The organism is Oleiphilus sp. HI0067, from assembly GCF_001635735.1.
The window spans coordinates 24,301-41,614 of sequence record NZ_LWFI01000922.1; the positions used below are offsets into that span (position 1 = coordinate 24,301).

At 43.2% G+C, this 17,314-nt stretch carries 18 protein-coding genes; 16 read left to right on the forward strand and 2 right to left on the reverse strand.

All coding sequences use genetic code 11. From position 1 onward, the window contains the following. Window positions 1–23 precede the first annotated feature (23 nt). The 16 genes from A3739_RS31425 to glmS all read left to right on the forward strand — a co-directional run bounded on the left by A3739_RS31425 (window position 24) and on the right by glmS (window position 15,758). Entirely contained in the window at window positions 24–584 is a 561-nt protein-coding gene (locus tag A3739_RS31425) for a lysophospholipid acyltransferase family protein (protein ID WP_369819768.1), read from the forward strand. 273 nt (window positions 585–857) lie between these two features. After that, a complete protein-coding gene (gene mnmG / locus A3739_RS10865) occupies window positions 858–2,756 on the forward strand; it encodes a tRNA uridine-5-carboxymethylaminomethyl(34) synthesis enzyme MnmG (protein ID WP_068482998.1) in 1,899 nt (632 codons plus the stop codon). Window positions 2,757–2,758: 2 nt separating this feature from the next. Continuing rightward, entirely contained in the window at window positions 2,759–3,412 is a 654-nt protein-coding gene (gene rsmG, locus A3739_RS10870; RefSeq protein WP_197472271.1) for a 16S rRNA (guanine(527)-N(7))-methyltransferase RsmG, read from the forward strand. Window positions 3,413–3,431: 19 nt separating this feature from the next. Next, complete coding sequence (locus tag A3739_RS10875) at window positions 3,432–4,226, forward strand: ParA family protein (RefSeq protein ID WP_068482994.1); 795 nt, start codon at window positions 3,432–3,434, stop codon at window positions 4,224–4,226. 11 nt (window positions 4,227–4,237) lie between these two features. Next, window positions 4,238–5,107, forward strand: coding sequence for a ParB/RepB/Spo0J family partition protein (locus A3739_RS10880; protein WP_068482990.1), 870 nt, complete (start codon window positions 4,238–4,240; stop codon window positions 5,105–5,107). Window positions 5,108–5,198: 91 nt separating this feature from the next. Further along, the gene (locus A3739_RS10885) at window positions 5,199–5,669 is read left to right on the forward strand and encodes an ATP synthase subunit I (RefSeq protein ID WP_082878361.1); all 471 of its coding nucleotides are present in this window, start codon (window positions 5,199–5,201) and stop codon (window positions 5,667–5,669) included. Window positions 5,670–5,711: 42 nt separating this feature from the next. Further along, window positions 5,712–6,590 (forward strand): F0F1 ATP synthase subunit A, encoded by an 879-nt coding sequence (gene atpB / locus A3739_RS10890; RefSeq protein ID WP_068482987.1) that lies wholly within the window; start codon window positions 5,712–5,714, stop codon window positions 6,588–6,590. A 54-nt stretch (window positions 6,591–6,644) separates the two neighbouring features. Further along, on the forward strand, window positions 6,645–6,884 hold the full coding sequence (atpE, locus tag A3739_RS10895) for a F0F1 ATP synthase subunit C (RefSeq protein WP_068453646.1): 240 nt from the start codon (window positions 6,645–6,647) through the stop codon (window positions 6,882–6,884). Between the two features lie 59 nt (window positions 6,885–6,943). Next, window positions 6,944–7,414 carry a F0F1 ATP synthase subunit B gene (locus A3739_RS10900; protein ID WP_068482983.1) on the forward strand — a complete coding sequence of 157 codons (471 nt, stop codon included), beginning with the start codon at window positions 6,944–6,946 and terminating at the stop codon, window positions 7,412–7,414. Between the two features lie 16 nt (window positions 7,415–7,430). Next, window positions 7,431–7,967: a F0F1 ATP synthase subunit delta gene (locus A3739_RS10905; RefSeq protein WP_068481440.1), complete on the forward strand. Its 537-nt coding sequence runs from the start codon at window positions 7,431–7,433 to the stop codon at window positions 7,965–7,967. A 31-nt stretch (window positions 7,968–7,998) separates the two neighbouring features. Continuing rightward, window positions 7,999–9,543 (forward strand): F0F1 ATP synthase subunit alpha, encoded by a 1,545-nt coding sequence (gene atpA / locus A3739_RS10910; protein ID WP_068482980.1) that lies wholly within the window; start codon window positions 7,999–8,001, stop codon window positions 9,541–9,543. Between the two features lie 58 nt (window positions 9,544–9,601). After that, window positions 9,602–10,462 (forward strand): F0F1 ATP synthase subunit gamma, encoded by an 861-nt coding sequence (gene atpG, locus A3739_RS10915; protein ID WP_068482977.1) that lies wholly within the window; start codon window positions 9,602–9,604, stop codon window positions 10,460–10,462. 53 nt (window positions 10,463–10,515) lie between these two features. Continuing rightward, the gene (atpD, locus tag A3739_RS10920) at window positions 10,516–11,913 is read left to right on the forward strand and encodes a F0F1 ATP synthase subunit beta (RefSeq protein ID WP_068482973.1); all 1,398 of its coding nucleotides are present in this window, start codon (window positions 10,516–10,518) and stop codon (window positions 11,911–11,913) included. Between the two features lie 58 nt (window positions 11,914–11,971). After that, on the forward strand, window positions 11,972–12,388 hold the full coding sequence (locus A3739_RS10925; protein ID WP_068475520.1) for a F0F1 ATP synthase subunit epsilon: 417 nt from the start codon (window positions 11,972–11,974) through the stop codon (window positions 12,386–12,388). A gap of 131 nt (window positions 12,389–12,519) precedes the next feature. Continuing rightward, window positions 12,520–13,887, forward strand: a complete 1,368-nt coding sequence (gene glmU, locus A3739_RS10930; RefSeq protein WP_068483020.1) for a bifunctional UDP-N-acetylglucosamine diphosphorylase/glucosamine-1-phosphate N-acetyltransferase GlmU — start codon at window positions 12,520–12,522, stop codon at window positions 13,885–13,887. A 38-nt stretch (window positions 13,888–13,925) separates the two neighbouring features. Further along, window positions 13,926–15,758, forward strand: coding sequence for a glutamine--fructose-6-phosphate transaminase (isomerizing) (glmS, locus tag A3739_RS10935; RefSeq protein WP_068482970.1), 1,833 nt, complete (start codon window positions 13,926–13,928; stop codon window positions 15,756–15,758). Here glmS and A3739_RS10940 read toward each other — a convergent pair whose 3' ends face one another. Together A3739_RS10940 and A3739_RS10945 are read right to left on the reverse strand one after the other, a co-directional pair. After that, entirely contained in the window at window positions 15,759–16,835 is a 1,077-nt protein-coding gene (locus A3739_RS10940; protein ID WP_082878362.1) for a diguanylate cyclase, read from the reverse strand. It abuts the gene before it with no gap. Continuing rightward, window positions 16,753–17,229, reverse strand: a complete 477-nt coding sequence (locus A3739_RS10945) for a PAS domain S-box protein (protein WP_068474684.1) — start codon at window positions 17,227–17,229, stop codon at window positions 16,753–16,755. Before A3739_RS10945 ends, A3739_RS10940 begins: the two co-directional genes overlap by 83 nt. Window positions 17,230–17,314: the final 85 nt, after the last annotated feature.

Genomic DNA, 17,314 nt, shown 5'->3' on the forward strand with positions numbered 1-17,314 from the left:
TTGTTTGGTGTGTATCTCACACCATGTATCGAGTGAAACACGTTAATTTGTCCAGTATTCCTGAAACTGGTGCAGGCGTTATTGTCTGTAATCATGTGAGTTACATGGACGCGTTATTGATTGCCGGTGCCAGCCCAAGACCCATTCGGTTTGTAATGGACTACAAGATATTTAAAAAACCTGTTCTATCGTGGTTCTTTAAGTTGGTGAATGCGATTCCAATTGCTCCCAAACATAAAGACGAAGAGACATACCACAATGCATTTGATGAGATTTCTAAGGCTTTAAATAACGATGAGCTTGTTTGTATTTTTCCAGAAGGAAAGCTAACTGATGATGGAGAGATAAAGCCTTTTAAAGCCGGGATCGAGCAAATTATAGAAAGAGATCCTGTTCCAGTAATACCATTAGCTTTGGTGGGCCTGTGGGGAAGCTTCTTTAGTCACAAAGATAGGCCTGCTCTTCAGAAAGCTCCAAAGCGGTTTTGGTCAAAGGTAAAGATACTCGCTTCTGCCCCTGTAATGCCTGAACAAATAAGCTCTAAAGCTTTAGAAGATATTGTTTTAACGCTGAAAAATTCCTAGATTCCTGTGGATAACATTGAGTTATTTCTTCGCTCATTAATATAAATATTAGTAAAAACTATATAAAACAATGGTTTATGATGTTTATTTTAAGTCTTATCTCTAAAATTCTGTGGATAACTCTTTGGATAAAAAGCGAATATTTGCAAAAAATCATTTAAGTTCATAGCTTTAGTTAAATTTGATCAAAAAATATACATTTCATTCTGTTAAAGCGAAGCGTGACTCATTATAATTGCGCGCCCTTTTTTATTCCGTTTTTAGAGGTTATTTGTGGAATATCCAAAGCTTTACGATGTCATTGTTATAGGTGGTGGTCATGCTGGTACTGAAGCAGCTCTCGCTTCAGCACGGACAGGCGCGCAAACATTATTGTTGACGCACAATATCGAGACGCTTGGACAAATGTCTTGTAACCCGGCTATAGGCGGCATTGGTAAGAGTCATCTAGTAAAAGAAATTGATGCTCTTGATGGCGCTATGGCGAAAGCGACTGATTTGGCGGGAATACAATTTCGCGTATTGAATAGTCGAAAGGGACCTGCAGTTAGAGCGACGCGCGCTCAAGCAGATAGAATTTTATATAAAGCTGCGATCAGGGATATCCTAGAGAATCAGCCAAACTTAGATATATTCCAGCAAGCTGCTGATGATCTCGTTGTTGAAGGTGATTCCGTAAAAGGTGTGATCACCAATATGGGCTTAACGTTTAGAGCGGAATCGGTCGTACTGACTACGGGAACCTTTTTAGGTGGTGTCATTCACGTTGGCCTAGAAAATCATAGTGGCGGACGTGCCGGAGACCCTCCTTCTATTGCGCTAGCCAATCGTTTGAGAGAGCTGCCTTTCCGTGTCGGTAGATTAAAAACGGGAACGCCTCCTCGTATTGATGCACGAAGTGTAGATTTCAGCGTAATGCAACGCCAGCCAGGCGACTCACCTACTCCCGTCATGTCCTACATGGGGAATGTAGCGCAACATCCGCGTCAAATTGAGTGTTTTATTACACATACCAATGAGCGTACCCATGACATCATTCGTTCAGGCTTTGATCGTTCGCCTATGTTCACAGGTGTGATTGAAGGGACGGGGCCTCGTTACTGCCCATCGATTGAAGATAAGATTAATCGTTTTGCAGACAAAGACACACATCAGATTTTTGTTGAACCTGAAGGTTTAACAACGCATGAATTATATCCAAATGGCATTTCGACCAGCTTGCCTTTCGATATACAGCTCGCTGCCGTGCGTTCTATTGCCGGATTCGAAAATGCGCATATCACGCGTCCAGGATATGCAATCGAGTATGATTATTTTAATCCCCAAGATCTTAAACATACCCTTGAGACGCGCTTTATCGACGGTTTGTATTTTGCCGGACAAATCAATGGCACCACAGGATATGAAGAAGCTGGCGCACAAGGTTTGCTTGCTGGATTAAATGCTGCGTTGCGAGCTAATGGCAAAGAGCAATGGTATCCGCGTCGAGACGAAGCATACATCGGTGTTTTGGTTGACGACTTAATTACCTCAGGTACTTCTGAGCCATATCGTATGTTTACCAGTCGTGCCGAATATCGATTGCTGCTTAGAGAAGATAATGCAGATCTCCGATTGACTGAGATTGGTCGCAATCTTGGTGTTGTTGGCGATGAGCGTTGGTCTTTTTTCCAAGAAAAAACAGAAGCAATTGCGAAAGAGCAAGCCCGAATTAAGAGTACTTGGGTTCAGGCAAACTCAGAGCAAGCAAATAAGTTGAACGATTTATTACCAAACCCGATTTCGCGCGAATACAGCTTGGAAGAATTATTACGCAGACCCGAAATTGGATATAAAAACATTTCTGAATTAGATCCTGAGCACGTTACTCGAGAAGATGTCGCTGAGCAGATAGAAGTTCAGACAAAGTACGCAGGATATATCTCACGTCAACAAGATGAGATAGATAAGCTGCGTAAGAATGAAAATACTGTGATTCCAGATGATTTTGATTATGAACAAGTATCGGGCTTGTCGAATGAAGTGAAGCAAAAGTTGATGACTCAGAAGCCTACAACGATTGCTCAAGCTTCGCGCATTCCTGGCGTAACACCTGCTGCTATCTCACTTGTTCTGGTGTTCATGAAAAAAGCGAGTATGAAGCGCGCAATATCCGTGAAAGAGACGAATTAGTTGTGGGCCAGATTAATACCGAAGGGTTTTCTGAATGTCTGTTAAACGCTGCAGGTGAAATCGGCATAGAGCTAAGTGTTCAGAACGCAGATAAGTTAGTTGAGTATGTTTCACTACTGTATCGATGGAACTCCACCTACAACTTAACAGCGATTCGCGATCCGAAAGAAATGTTGGAGCGCCATATTATTGACTCGTTAAGCGTTGTTCCGTTTATCACTGAGTCAGAAATCATGGATGTGGGTACTGGACCTGGTTTACCTGGTATTCCTCTTGCGCTACTGTTTCCCAATAGCCAATTTACCTTGGTCGATAGCAATATCAAAAAAACGCGATTCTTGACGCAAGCAGCGATTACTCTGGGGTTAAAAAATGTCGAGGTGCTGCATACGCGAATAGAAAAACTTGTTGGTAAGCGTTTTTTCCCCGCCATAATTTCCAGAGCATTTACTGCTGCAGAAAATTTTGCCAGTTTATGTGGCCCTTGTTTATCAGAAAATGGAAAGCTTCTTGCTATGAAAGGAAGCGAAGTGGAAAATGAAGCAAGTGCACTATCGTCAGAGTATGTTTATCAAGATGTGATAAAGCTAACTGTCCCTGGTTGTGATGCACAGCGTCATTTACTTATTATAGAAAAAGCAAAAACATCAAACTAAGTAAGAAATAGGTAAGCCTGTGGCTCAAATCTTTGCAGTAACTAATCAAAAAGGCGGTGTAGGAAAAACGACTACCAGCGTTAATTTAGCCGCGTCTTTGGCAGCGACAAAGCGAAAGATCCTTTTGATTGATCTTGATCCCCAAGGCAATGCGACGATGGGGTGCGGCATTATGAAGAATGAATTAGATCGCACTGTCTATGATTTACTAACGAAAAAAGCCAAATTTGAAGAGGTTGTTGTAGAAACGACACATGGGCAATTTGATGTTTTACCAGCAAATGGCGACTTAGTGGCTGCAGAGGTTGAGTTACTAAATGAAATTGGTCGAGAGCACCGTCTCCGCTTGGGTTTAAACGAAGTACGTACTAACTACGACTTTATTGTTATAGACTGCCCTCCATCATTAAATATGTTGACGGTGAATGCCTTATCCGCAAGTGATGGCGTGATCATACCGATGCAATGCGAATATTACGCATTAGAAGGTTTGGCAGCCCTTATGACTACAATTGAGCAGATTCGTGAAACGATAAACCCTGATTTAAAAATTTCAGGGATTCTACGCACCATGTACGACCCTCGTAATAGTCTAACTAAAGATGTATCAGAGGAGTTAGAAGAGTACTTTGGTGACCAAGTCTACAAGGTAGCGATTCCTCGAAATGTGAGACTAGCAGAAGCTCCTAGCCATGGTATGCCAGCACTGTATTATGATAAATCGTCCAGAGGTGCTCTAGCTTATTTAGCTTTAGCTGGCGAAATCGTTCGACGTTCTAAGAAAAAAACACAGCCTAATTTGATGGCTGTATAAGAGGAAGTAAATTGGCTAAGAAGCGGGTAATCGGTGAAAAAGGGCTTGGAGCTCTTTTGAAAGGCTCAAATGTAGAAGCCTTAAAAAAATCGACTCATGACGAAAAGCATCTTCGAGAGATCCCTGTCGAGTTGATCCAGCGAGGTAAGTATCAGCCACGCCGCGACATGGACCAACAAGCGCTTGAAGAGCTAGCGGAATCGATTCGACAGCAAGGTATTATGCAGCCGATTGTTGTTCGTCCTATCTCAGAGAGTAAGTTTGAGATTATCGCAGGCGAGCGCCGCTGGAGAGCCTCACAAATTGCAGGTTTAGATCGCGTTCCTACAATTGTTCGAGATGTGCCAGACGAAGCTGCTGTAGCTATGGCATTGATCGAAAACATTCAACGTGAAAACTTAAATGCGATGGAAGAGGCAATTGCATTGCAACGTTTGCAAGATGAATTCGATCTTACGCAACAAGAAGTCGCTGAGGCTATTGGCAAATCTCGTTCAACGGTTACAAATTTATTGCGACTGATGAATTTGAACGATGATGTGAAATTAATGCTAGAGCATGGCGACTTAGAAATGGGCCACGGTCGGGCATTGTTAGCGTTAGCCGAAGAAGATCAGTTATCTGCCGCGAATCAAGTAAATAGTCGATCGATGTCAGTTAGACAAACCGAAGCGCTCGTGCGAAAAATGTTAGAAGCGCCAGCGACGAAAAAAGCAACAAAAGCAGAGAAAGACCCCAATATCTTGCGCCTTGAAACAGATCTCTCTGAGAAGCTTGGCGCAAGCATTGATATTGCTCATGGTAAAGGTGGAAAAGGTAAGTTAGTGATTTCGTACAACTCTCTCAATGAGTTAGACGGCATCCTTTCCCACATAAAATAATAAGAACATCGGCTAAACCGTTAATGGGCAACGAAAAAACTTTATAACGAAAATTATCAATCTAACTTTAATTCGCACTGCCAAGTGTTGAATGGTAGGGGTATTTACCATACAATTGCCGCGCTTTTTTATAGTGCGGAAAAGAACCGTTTTAGGGCATCGTATTCGCTGTTCGCCCAATAAATATTTGGAGTTGAAAATTAAAAAGCCACCATTGATCCAATATTTTGGAATTCAGTGCTTGGTCATGGCCGTTTCAGTCATCAGTTTTTACCTGATTTCTGGTGAGAATAGTGCCTTGTCAGCCTTTATAGGAAGTGTGGTTTTTATTATTCCTCAGCAATATTTTGCATTTAAGTCCTTCAGATATATGGGGGCAAGAGCAGCGGCCAAAACAGTTCAGAGCTTTTACAGTGCGGAAAGTTCCAAATTGCTATTAATCGCAATGGGATTTGCTCTGGCATTTAGTTTTTATAAAGAAGTAGATGTATTTGCGTTAATGACGACTTTTATTGTGCTCGTCTTAACTAATGGGATCTATCCGCTGTTAACAGCCAAATAGACCTTAAACAAGTTTCTTAAAAGTAAGTGTAGGCCCTTAACTATGGCAGGTGAAAACCCAACAACTACCGAGTATATCCAGCACCACTTAACCAATCTCACGTATGGTAAGTTGCCCGCTGGTTATGAACGTTACGATGGTACTGTTTTAGAAGCAGATACTTGGACAATGGCGCACGGCTCAGCAGAAGCTTCTGCTATGGGCTTTAATGCGTTTCACGTGGACAGTTTGGCATGGTCTTTTGGACTAGGTGTCATTTTCTGCGCGTTGTTCGCTCTCGTAGCAAAATCTGTAACTTCTGGTGTTCCAGGACGTCTTCAAAACTTTGTTGAGATTATCGTTGAATTTATCGACAACAATGTTAAAGACATGTTCCATGGTTGTAATCCTTTGGTTGCTCCGCTTGCTCTAACGATTTTCGTTTGGGTATTCCTCATGAACTTGATGGACCTTGTTCCAGTGGACGTTGTTCCTTCGTTGATGATGGCCTTAGGTGTTGAGTACCACAAAATTGTTCCGTCTACGGACCCTAACATCACGTTAGGCATGGCGGTCGCTGTCTTTATCTTGATGCTGTACTACTCAATCAAGATCAAAGGTCTGGGTGGATTTGTTAAAGAATTGACAATGCATCCATTCAATCACTGGTTATTTATCCCAGTAAACTTGTTCATGGAACTGGTTGGTTTGTTGGCAAAACCTTTCTCTTTAGGTTTGCGACTATTCGGTAACATGTATGCAGGCGAAATGATCTTTATTTTGATCGCCGTTATGTACAGCGCGGGACTATTCTTTGGTCTGTTTGGTGGCTTCTTACAACTAGGTTGGGCGATTTTCCATATTCTAGTTATCACTCTTCAGGCGTTCATATTTATGGTTTTAACCGTGGTTTACTTGAGCATGGCTCACGAAGACCACTAAACGAGTTTTACTCACTTCATTTTTAAATTGAAATCTAAAAGATAGGAGAAAAAAATGGAACTAGTAATCATTGCAGCTGCAATTATGCTTGGTTTGGGTGCACTTGGTGCAGCAGTAGGTATGGGTCTTCTAGGCGGCCGTTTGCTTGAAGGCACAGCGCGTCAGCCAGAGCTTGGCCCAATGCTACAAGGTAAGATGTTCTTACTTGCTGGTTTGATCGATGCTATTCCAATCATCGGTGTTGGTATTGCTATGTACTTGATCTTCGTAGTTGCTCCAGGTGTTGGTGCTTAATCCATTAAGGTTTAAGTATTTCTGACTAAGTAAACCGGCAACAAAGCGAGGTTATTGGTGTGAATCTTAATTACACACTTATAGGACAAATAATCTTCTTCGCTGTTTTCGTGTTGTTCTGCATGAAATATGTATGGCCGCCAATCATGGCTGCCATGCAAGAGCGTGAAAAGAAGATTTCCGATGGTTTAGCTGCAGCTGACCGTGCTTCAAAAGATTTGGAACTTGCTCAACAAAAAGCAGATGAAGAATTGAAAGAAGCAAAAACTAAAGCAGCTGAGCTTATTGAGCAAGCGAACAAGCGTGCTAGCCAAATCGTTGACGAGGCTAAAGAAACTGCAAAAACTGAAGGCGATCGTCTTCTGAATGCAGCGCAAGCAGAAATTGAGCAAGAAAAGAATCGTGTACGTGAAGAACTACGTGCAGAAGTATCAGCAGTTGCATTAGCAGGTGCAGAGAAGATTCTTGGCGCAGAAATCGATGCAAGCAAGCACAGCGCGTTACTAGACCAGCTTGCCTCTGAAATTTAACTATTGAGAGTGGATGATGGCAGAGTCAATCACGATTGCCCGACCTTACGCTAAAGCTTCATTTGAAGCAGCAAAAGCAACTGATAGCCTTGACGTTTGGTCAAGTATGCTAGCTGCAGCTTCTGCGGTAGCGAAGGAAGAGAATATGGTTGTTGTTCTCGATCACCCTGCACTAACTAGCAAAGCGAAAGCCGATACATTTTGTGATGTATGCGGCGATGCTTTGAATCAAGAAGCGCGTAACCTGATTCACGTATTATCAGAAAACAATCGCATTGCATTGTTGCCTGAGATTTCAGAGTTATTCGAAGCTTTTAAAGCGCAACTTGAGCAGTCAGTAGACGTAGAAGTAGAAAGTGCATACGACTTGGGTAGTGAACAACAAGAGAAGCTGGCACAAGCATTGAGCAAGAAACTAGATCGTAAAGTAAACCTATCAACAACGACCAATGAGTCATTGTTAGGTGGCGCAATTATTCGCGCGAACGACCTAGTTATTGATGCATCTGTGAAAGGCAAATTAGCCAAACTTGCAGAAGCAGTAAGTGCTTAGGTAGCGGATTCAGATTTGAGGATTTAAAAGCATGCAACAGCTAAACCCAGCTGAAATCAGCGAAATCATTAAGAAGCGCATCGAGCAGCTCGATGTTTCTTCTGAAGCCCAAAACGAGGGCACGATCGTCAGCGTATCTGACGGTATCGTTCTAGTTCATGGTCTTGCCGAAGTAATGTACGGTGAGATGGTTGAATTTGAAAACGGTGTTTACGGTATGGCGCTTAACCTTGAGCGTGATTCTGTAGGTGTCGTTGTATTAGGTGACTACAATGGCCTAGCAGAAGGTCAGAAAGTACGTTGTACTGGTCGTATTTTGGAAGTGCCAATCGGTGAAGCGCTTCTCGGCCGTGTTGTTGACGCACTTGGTAACCCAATCGATGGCAAAGGTCCTATCGAAACAAACATGACGGCTCCTATCGAAGTCGTTGCACCAGGCGTAATCGCGCGTAAGTCTGTTGACGAGCCAGTTCAAATCGGTCTTAAGTCAATTGACTCAATGGTGCCAATCGGTCGTGGTCAGCGTGAGTTGATTATCGGTGACCGTCAAACAGGTAAAACTGCGATTGCAATTGATGCAATCATCAACCAAAAAGGTACAGGCGTTAAGTGCATCTACGTAGCGGTTGGTCAGAAGCAGTCTTCTATCGCAGCAGTAGTACGTAAGCTTGAAGAGCACGGTGCAATGGATCACACCATCATCGTTGCGGCGGGTGCAGCAGATCCAGCAGCAATGCTTTTCTTAGCGCCATACGCTGGTACTACAATGGGTGAATACTTCCGTGACCGTGGTCAGGATGCATTGATCGTATTTGATGATTTGACTAAGCAAGCTTGGGCATACCGTCAAATTTCATTGCTTCTTCGTCGTCCACCAGGTCGTGAAGCATATCCTGGTGACGTATTCTACTTGCACTCACGTCTTCTAGAGCGTGCATCGCGAGTTAGTGAAGAGTACGTAGAGCAGTTCACTAATGGTGAAGTTAAAGGCCAAACAGGTTCTTTGACAGCGCTACCAGTTATCGAAACACAAGGTGGTGACGTATCTGCATTCGTACCCACTAACGTAATTTCGATCACTGATGGTCAGATCTTCCTAGAAACTAACCTATTTAACGCTGGTATTCGTCCAGCGATGAACGCAGGTATTTCGGTATCTCGTGTAGGTGGTGCAGCTCAGACCAAAATTATTAAGAAACTTGGCGGTAACGTCCGTCTAGCACTTGCTCAATATCGTGAGCTTGCAGCGTTTGCTCAGTTTGCTTCTGACCTTGACGAAGCAACTCGTAAGCAATTGGAGCACGGTCAACGTGTAACAGAGCTCATGAAGCAGAAGCAGTATAGCCCGCAGAGCGTTGCTGAAATGGGTGTTGTACTTTACGCAGCCAATGAAGGTTTCCTTGATGATGTACCAGTGAACAAAGTTGTAGCATTTGAAGAAGCATTGCTTTCTTACATGAACGCTGAACAAGCTGATCTTATGAATAAGATCAATGAGAAAGGCGACTACAACAATGATATCGCAGACGGTATCAAGAGTTCTTTGGAGACATTTAAGTCTACCCAAACTTGGTAATTAGATGGGCTTGCCCGTTTAATCGAGTTTTTTAATCAGACTTTATAGGCAACTAACAATGGCCGTTGGTAAAGAAATACGAAATCAAATCTCTAGCGTTAAAAGTACGCAAAAGATTACTAGTGCAATGCAAATGGTTGCAGCTAGTAAAATGCGTAAAGCGCAAGAGCGTATGAGCCAGGGCAAACCGTACGCTGAGAAAATTCGTGCGGTTGTTAGCCACCTGGCAAATGCAACCCCAGAATATCATCACTTATATCTGAAAGATCGTGATGTTAAACGTGTAGGTTATATCGTTGTATCTACTGACCGCGGTTTATGTGGCGGCTTGAACGTTAATTTGTTCAAGAAAACACTAGCCGATATGAAGACATGGGCTGATCAAGAAGTCGAAGTGGACATTTGTGCCGTCGGCCAAAAGGCAATCTCATTCTTCAAAAGTTACGGCGGAAACGTAGTAGCGGCAGTTAGCGGTTTAGGTGAAGAACCTTCTGCGCATGAGTTGATTGGATCAATTAAAGTGATGCTTGACGCTTATGACGAAGGCAAGATCGACCGTCTTTATGTTGTATACAACGAATTTGTGACCACCATGACGCAGCAAGCTGAGTTACATCAGTTGCTACCTTTGAAGGCTTCTGGAGAAGAAGAGCTTCAACATCATTGGGACTACATTTACGAGCCCGACGCAAAAGCTTTGCTCGACGGATTATTGACTCGTTTTATCGAATCTCAGGTGTATCAGGGCGTTGTGGAAAACGCAGCATGTGAACAAGCAGCACGTATGATTGCAATGAAGGCCGCTACGGATAACGCGGGCGAAATGATCAACGAGTTGCAACTGGTTTACAACAAAGCACGTCAGGCAGCAATCACTCAAGAAATTTCTGAGATTGTTAGCGGTGCAGCTGCAGTTTAGCGCACAGCGATTAAGAGATTGATAAAGAATATATTTTTAACGAGGAACCGAACATGAGTAGCGGAAGTATCGTACAAATCATTGGGGCGGTAATCGACGTCGAATTCGCGCGCGATTCAGTACCTAATGTATATGATGCGTTGACTGTTGACGGTGGCGAAACCACTCTCGAAGTTCAACAGCAACTAGGTGATGGTGTCGTTCGTACCATCGCAATGGGTAGCACAGAAGGTCTTAAGCGTGGCCTTAATGTAGCAAACACTGGCGCTCCAATTTCTGTACCAGTAGGTACTGAAACACTGGGTCGTATCATGGACGTACTTGGTCGACCAATCGATGAGCGCGGTGAAATCGGTGAACAAGAGCGTATGCCTATTCACCGTAAAGCTCCTACTTACGCTGAGCAAGCGGCAAGTGCAGAGCTTCTAGAAACAGGTATCAAAGTAATCGACTTAGTTTGTCCATTCGCTAAGGGTGGTAAAGTTGGTCTGTTTGGTGGTGCCGGTGTTGGTAAGACCGTTAACATGATGGAACTTATCAACAACATCGCACTTAAGCACTCTGGTCTTTCAGTATTCGCAGGTGTTGGTGAGCGTACTCGTGAGGGTAACGACTTCTACCACGAGATGCAGGAAGCGGGCGTTGTTAACTTAGAGACTCCTACAGACTCTAAAGTAGCAATGGTTTACGGCCAGATGAATGAGCCACCAGGAAACCGTCTGCGTGTAGCGCTAACTGGTTTGACGATGGCTGAGAAGTTCCGTGACGAAGGCAAAGACGTTCTACTATTCGTAGACAACATTTACCGTTACACACTTGCAGGTACTGAAGTATCAGCACTTCTAGGTCGTATGCCTTCAGCGGTAGGTTACCAGCCAACACTAGCAGAAGAGATGGGGGTTCTTCAGGAACGTATCACTTCTACTAAGACTGGTTCGATCACTTCTATCCAAGCGGTATACGTACCGGCGGATGACTTGACTGACCCATCACCAGCAACAACGTTCTCTCACTTGGACGCAACGGTTGTATTGAGCCGTGACATCGCTTCTAAGGGTATCTACCCAGCGATTGACCCACTTGACTCAACTTCACGTCAGTTGGATCCATTAGTAATCGGTAACGAGCACTATGAAGTTGCTCGTGGTGTTCAAACAGTTCTTCAGCGTTATGCAGAATTGAAAGACATCATCGCGATTCTTGGTATGGACGAGCTTTCTGAAGAAGATAAGCAAACTGTTGCACGTGCTCGTAAGATTGAGCGTTTCTTGTCGCAGCCTTTCCACGTTGCTGAAGTATTTACTGGTTCTCCTGGTAAGTATGTGTCTCTTGCAGATACTATCCGTGGTTTCCAAGGCATTCTTAACGGTGAGTTCGATGACCTTCCAGAACAGGCGTTCTACATGGTTGGTTCTATCGATGAAGCGATCGAGAAAGCGAAGGACATGTAATCTGAGTTATTAGTGTCGTGATAATTATTACGACACTGATTTCTACCGGAGAAGACCTATGGGTACAACTGTACAATGCGACATCGTAAGCTGCGAAGAACAGCTTTTTTCTGGCTCTGTTGAGCTAGTGATTGCGTCAGGTGAGTCTGGTGATTTAGGTATCGCTCCAGGCCACGCAGCGTTGATGACTAGTCTTAAACCTGGTCCAGTACGCGTCGTTAAAGAAGGCGGTGAAGAAGAGGTTTTCTATGTCACTGGTGGTTACCTTGAGGTACAACCAAACGTAGTAACTGTTCTTTCAGATACTGCTCAACGTGCTGATCACATCGATGAAGCGGCCGCCCTTGAAGCGAAAGCTGAAGCGGAACGTGAATTTGCTAACTTAAAAGGCGACATGGACTATAACCGTGTTGCTTTGCAGCTAGCAGAAGCGACAGCTCGTTTGAGAGCGGTACAATACATTCGTAGAAAGTAATTTTCAGCGAGTGCTAAAAAGGCAGCTATAAGGCTGCCTTTTTTATTTAAGAAAAAATAATTGTGAGCGGATCAAAGTTTAAAGTTCACGCTACACTTAATTTTATTAACTAGAAAATCATGGAAGTGGTTATGGATTTACATGTTGTAGTATTGGCCGCGGGAAAGGGCTCTAGAATGAAGTCTGCAAAACCAAAAGTTTTGCACGAATTGGCCGGAAAGCCGATGCTTGAACACGTTTTAGATACGGCACAACGGTTAAATCCAACAAGTCTTCATGTAGTAATCGGACATGGGGCTGATCAAGTACAGAAAGCATTTTCTAATTCTCCATTTCCAATCAATTGGGTTCAGCAAACCGAGCAACTTGGGACAGGTCACGCCGTGGCTCAGGCTGCTGTTAACATAACTTCCGATTCCAAAGTACTCGTATTGTACGGCGATGTGCCACTAATTGGTGTAGATTCGCTTACTGAGCTAGTAGAGATGGCTGATGAAGAAACGCTTGCGCTACTTACTATCGAGCTAGCCGATCCAACAGGTTATGGTCGAATCGTTCGTAATATCGCGCAAGAAGTAACTGCGATTGTCGAGCAAAAAGATGCAACTGACGAACAGCTAGCGATCCAAGAAGTAAATACAGGATTCATGGCATTCAGTTCGAATAATATGAATGTATGGCTTCCACAACTTAGGGCTGATAATGCACAAGCAGAATACTACCTGACTGACTTTGTTGCTTTAGCGGTTAATCAAGGAAAAGAAGTTGAAGCGTGTTTTCCGAATTCTCCAGAAGAAGTTCAAGGCGTAAATGATCGCTTACAACTGTGTGAACTTGAATGTTGGTATCAATCCCAACTTGGTGAAGCCTTGTTAAGAAACGGCGTGAGCCTATTTGATCCAAACCGTATTGATATCCGTGGTACTTTGGCCTGTGGTCAAGACGTAACAATCGATTTAAATTGTATCTTTGAAGGCAATGTTTCAATAGAAGCCAACGTTTCAATAGGTCCTAATTGCTTGATTAAAAACACTACTATTGCCTCAGGTACGGTTATCAAAGCGAATTCAGTCATCGAGGACTCTATTGTTGGATCGGATTGCGATATTGGCCCCTATGCTCGACTCCGCCCCGGAACTAAGCTTTCTGACAACGCTAAAATCGGTAATTTTGTCGAAACGAAGAAAACAAATATTGGCGAAGGTTCGAAAGTGAATCACTTGAGCTATATCGGAGACGCAGAGATTGGCGCGGGTGTAAATATCGGTGCAGGCACGATCACCTGTAACTATGACGGTGTAAACAAATACCAAACAGAACTTGGCGATGATGTGTTTATTGGTTCGAACTCGTCTCTCGTCGCCCCAGTAAAAATTGAGAAGGGTGCAACGGTAGGTGCAGGTTCTGTCGTGACAAAAAATGTCGATGAGCATCAACTCGCTGTAGCGCGAGGTAAGCAAGTAAATATTTCCAATTGGAAAAAACCAACGAAAGACTAGGTTTTCTCAAGGAACGAGTATAAATAAGGGTTTCAAGTATGTGTGGCATTGTAGGAGCGATTGCTCAGCGTGACGTGGCTAATATCTTAGTCGAGGGTTTACGCCGCTTAGAGTATCGAGGTTATGACTCTGCAGGTGTATCTGTGTTATCTCAAGACGGAGAATTTCAACGTGTACGTCGTGTCGGTAAAGTGAAAGCATTAGCCGACGCGCTAACAGAAACTCCTTGCTTAGGTGGTACTGGCATCGCACATACCCGTTGGGCAACACACGGTGAGCCTAATGAACAAAACGCCCATCCACACACATCAAGTAACGAAATTACCGTCGTACATAACGGGATTATCGAAAACTATTTGGACCTAAAAAAAACGCTCATTGGATTAGGGTATATTTTTACGTCCGATACCGATACCGAAGTAATTGCCCATCTTATTCATCATGAACGCAAAACTAGTTCCACTCTTCTAGAAGCATTCCGTCAAGCCATTCGTCAGCTAGTCGGTGCATATGGAACCGTGGCAATGGAAACAGCAGATCCAGATAGATTGGTCGCAGCGCGTTCTGGTAGCCCACTCGTCATTGGTTATGGCATTGGAGAAAATTTCTTAGCGTCCGATCAGCTAGCATTACTTCCCGTTACGAATAGATTTGCCTTTCTTGAAGAAGGAGACATTGCTGAGCTAACTCGCCACAGCGTAACAATTTTTGATCTCAACGATGAACAAGTTGAGCGGGAAGTAAGCGAATCAGATATAACGCATGACGCTGGAGATAAGGGTAAATTCAAACACTACATGCTGAAGGAAATTTATGAGCAGCCTGTCGCTTTGAAGAATACTTTAAATGGACGCGTTGAAAACGGTGCAGTGTTAGCGAGTGCTTTCGGTAACAATGCTAAAGAAATTTTAAAGGATATTGATCACGTTCAGATCATTGCATGTGGCACGAGCTACCATAGTGGTATGGTCGCACGATATTGGTTTGAGCAATACGCTGGCGTGTCTTGTAATGTCGAAATCGCTTCTGAGTTCCGTTACCGCAAATCGTTTGTTTATAACAATGCTTTAATCGTAACTATCTCTCAGTCTGGAGAAACAGCAGATACGCTAGCGGCCCTGCGTTTAGCGAAAGAACTCGGTTATAAATCGAGTCTCACTATCTGTAATGTTCCTGGTTCATCTCTAGTACGTGAATCAGATCTTGCTTACATGATGGAGGCCGGTGTTGAAATCGGTGTCGCTTCTACAAAAGCATTTACAGTTCAATTAGCTGGTTTACTTCTGTTAGTCGCAGCGATTGGAAAACATAAAGCGCTTAACCCAGACCAAGAAAAAGAGATCGTATCGGCACTACAATCGTTACCGAGTAAAATTGACCAAGCTTTAGAGATGGATGCGCAGATTAAACTGCTCGCTGAAGATTTCGCAGATAAACATCATAGTCTGTTCTTGGGTCGTGGAGATCAATATCCGATTGCAATGGAAGGTGCGTTAAAGCTTAAAGAGATCTCGTATATCCATGCAGAGGCCTACGCTGCAGGAGAGTTAAAACACGGTCCATTAGCACTTATTGATGCCGATATGCCGGTGATTGTGGTGTCACCTGATAACGATCTTATGGAAAAGCTTCATTCAAACGTGGAAGAGGTACGTGCTCGCGGTGGCTTGATGTATGTCTTCGCAGATAAGGCATCTAAGTTTGAAAGTGATGCAACAATGAAAGTATTAGATGTACCGCATTGTGACGACACAATCGCTCCGATTCTCTACAGTGTGCCTTTGCAACTACTAAGTTATTATGTCGCAGTGATTAAAGGTACGGATGTAGATCAGCCGAGAAATTTGGCGAAGTCTGTAACGGTAGAATAGTTATGTTAGGTGGGCTGATTTGTCCTCACTTAGATTAGTTACCGCATCAAAAACATGAATAATTGATTGCTCATCGATCATATGAATGTCTTGCGTTTGAACATCCGATACTAGCTTATCAAAGGCATCGGATGTGCCATTAAGTGTGACGATTGGCATCTGTGACCAGTCTTTAAAATACCGATCCGTGATCTTATCAAGATACAGTAACTGTATATTTTGATGCCTGTTGTCTTTTTTGACTCGCTCGAAGCATTTCTCTAAATGCACTTTTTCCCCTTCTAGACGCTGAAGAAAGTGTTCTCCTTTTAGCAGCAATTTACCTGTAATGTGTTGCTTTGAATTATTGATTTCAGATTTTTCTTTAATCTGATTAAGGACATCCAATATGCCTTCTTTAGACACTAATGATTCACTGATATACGTCAGTGAATATAGTTGTTTACAGGTTTTGTCCGCTTCATTGGGTTCGAGTGTGTGAGATATATCAGATCGACCGTTAGCATCACGTAACTTTTCTCTATACATCGCACGGTCTGCATGCTGTATTAGAGACGTGTAGTCTTTCCCGTCAGCAGGAAATGTTGTTGCACTGATCGAAATAGAGTAATCTTCATAAGCAATATTTTTACTTAGCTCACTCGCATACCTTGCGGTAATGAATTTTAGTTTTGAGTTGTTTTTCAACTCAGATATGACAACCACGAACTCATCACCACCGATTCGAGCACATAAGTCTTCTTGACGAGTTAAAGCACTGATTCGTTTTGCGATGCTCTTGAGTACTGCTTCCCCTGCCTCATGCCCGTGTAGATCATTAATTGGTTTGAAGTTGTTCAGGTCAATAAACAAGATTGCGAACAAACGGTTTGATCTATGTGAACTACTGATGAGCATGTTCACGAATTCTTCGAGTTTGCGTCTTGTAGATAAGCCCGTTAACTGATCATGCGTCGCTTCCTTGACCAGCTTTTCGCACAGCGAAACTTCTTTGCTAATGTCGCGCTTTGACTTCCCGGCCGATACCAATGATTTTAGTATCCCCTGTATCAAGGTAATTTTGAATATATTGATCATGATGTTTAGCTAAGTTGTCAGCCATGAGCATGCTGACATTCTTATCTAAAAGTTCTTCTTCGCTATACCCCAATAATCGAGAGCAGCTTGGGTTTATTTGCGTAATTTTTCCTCGTTCATCAATGATGATCAATGCGTCTACGATCGTTTGTAAGATCGCTTGTTGTTCACGTTTATACTTAGTGAGTTCTGCGCCTTGCTCAGTTGATTTTGTAAGAGAGCCCTTCGTAAAGGAACGCTTGACAAGAAAGAATAAAATGAGATGGCAAATGACCACGCTAGCGATAGCCACGTATAACAAGTTCGTGCCTAAAACGTGATGAGCTGCAACAAGCAGGCAAGTAACCGCGACGGTACTAAGAATGAGTAAATGCTTGATGCGTTTCAAAAACATATAACAGTTTTTCTGAGGATGAAGTCCTACTAGCGTAGTCGATAATTACTAATCTATTGTTCTACTGAGCCGAATAATAATGCAG

Excerpts from the sequence above, each read along its gene's own strand:
- A3739_RS31425 (WP_369819768.1), top strand. The coding sequence starts at position 24 with ATGTATCGAGTGAAACACGTTAATTTGTCCAGTATTCCTGAAACTGGT.
- A3739_RS10885 (WP_082878361.1), top strand. The coding sequence starts at position 5,199 with ATGGTAGGGGTATTTACCATACAATTGCCGCGCTTTTTTATAGTGCGG.
- atpB (WP_068482987.1), top strand. The coding sequence starts at position 5,712 with ATGGCAGGTGAAAACCCAACAACTACCGAGTATATCCAGCACCACTTA.
- atpE (WP_068453646.1), top strand. The coding sequence starts at position 6,645 with ATGGAACTAGTAATCATTGCAGCTGCAATTATGCTTGGTTTGGGTGCA.
- A3739_RS10905 (WP_068481440.1), top strand. The coding sequence starts at position 7,431 with ATGGCAGAGTCAATCACGATTGCCCGACCTTACGCTAAAGCTTCATTT.
- atpA (WP_068482980.1), top strand. The coding sequence starts at position 7,999 with ATGCAACAGCTAAACCCAGCTGAAATCAGCGAAATCATTAAGAAGCGC.
- atpG (WP_068482977.1), top strand. The coding sequence starts at position 9,602 with ATGGCCGTTGGTAAAGAAATACGAAATCAAATCTCTAGCGTTAAAAGT.
- atpD (WP_068482973.1), top strand. The coding sequence starts at position 10,516 with ATGAGTAGCGGAAGTATCGTACAAATCATTGGGGCGGTAATCGACGTC.
- A3739_RS10925 (WP_068475520.1), top strand. The coding sequence starts at position 11,972 with ATGGGTACAACTGTACAATGCGACATCGTAAGCTGCGAAGAACAGCTT.
- glmU (WP_068483020.1), top strand. The coding sequence starts at position 12,520 with ATGGATTTACATGTTGTAGTATTGGCCGCGGGAAAGGGCTCTAGAATG.
- glmS (WP_068482970.1), top strand. The coding sequence starts at position 13,926 with ATGTGTGGCATTGTAGGAGCGATTGCTCAGCGTGACGTGGCTAATATC.
- A3739_RS10940 (WP_082878362.1), bottom strand. The coding sequence starts at position 16,835 with ATGATCAATATATTCAAAATTACCTTGATACAGGGGATACTAAAATCA.
- A3739_RS10945 (WP_068474684.1), bottom strand. The coding sequence starts at position 17,229 with ATGTTTTTGAAACGCATCAAGCATTTACTCATTCTTAGTACCGTCGCG.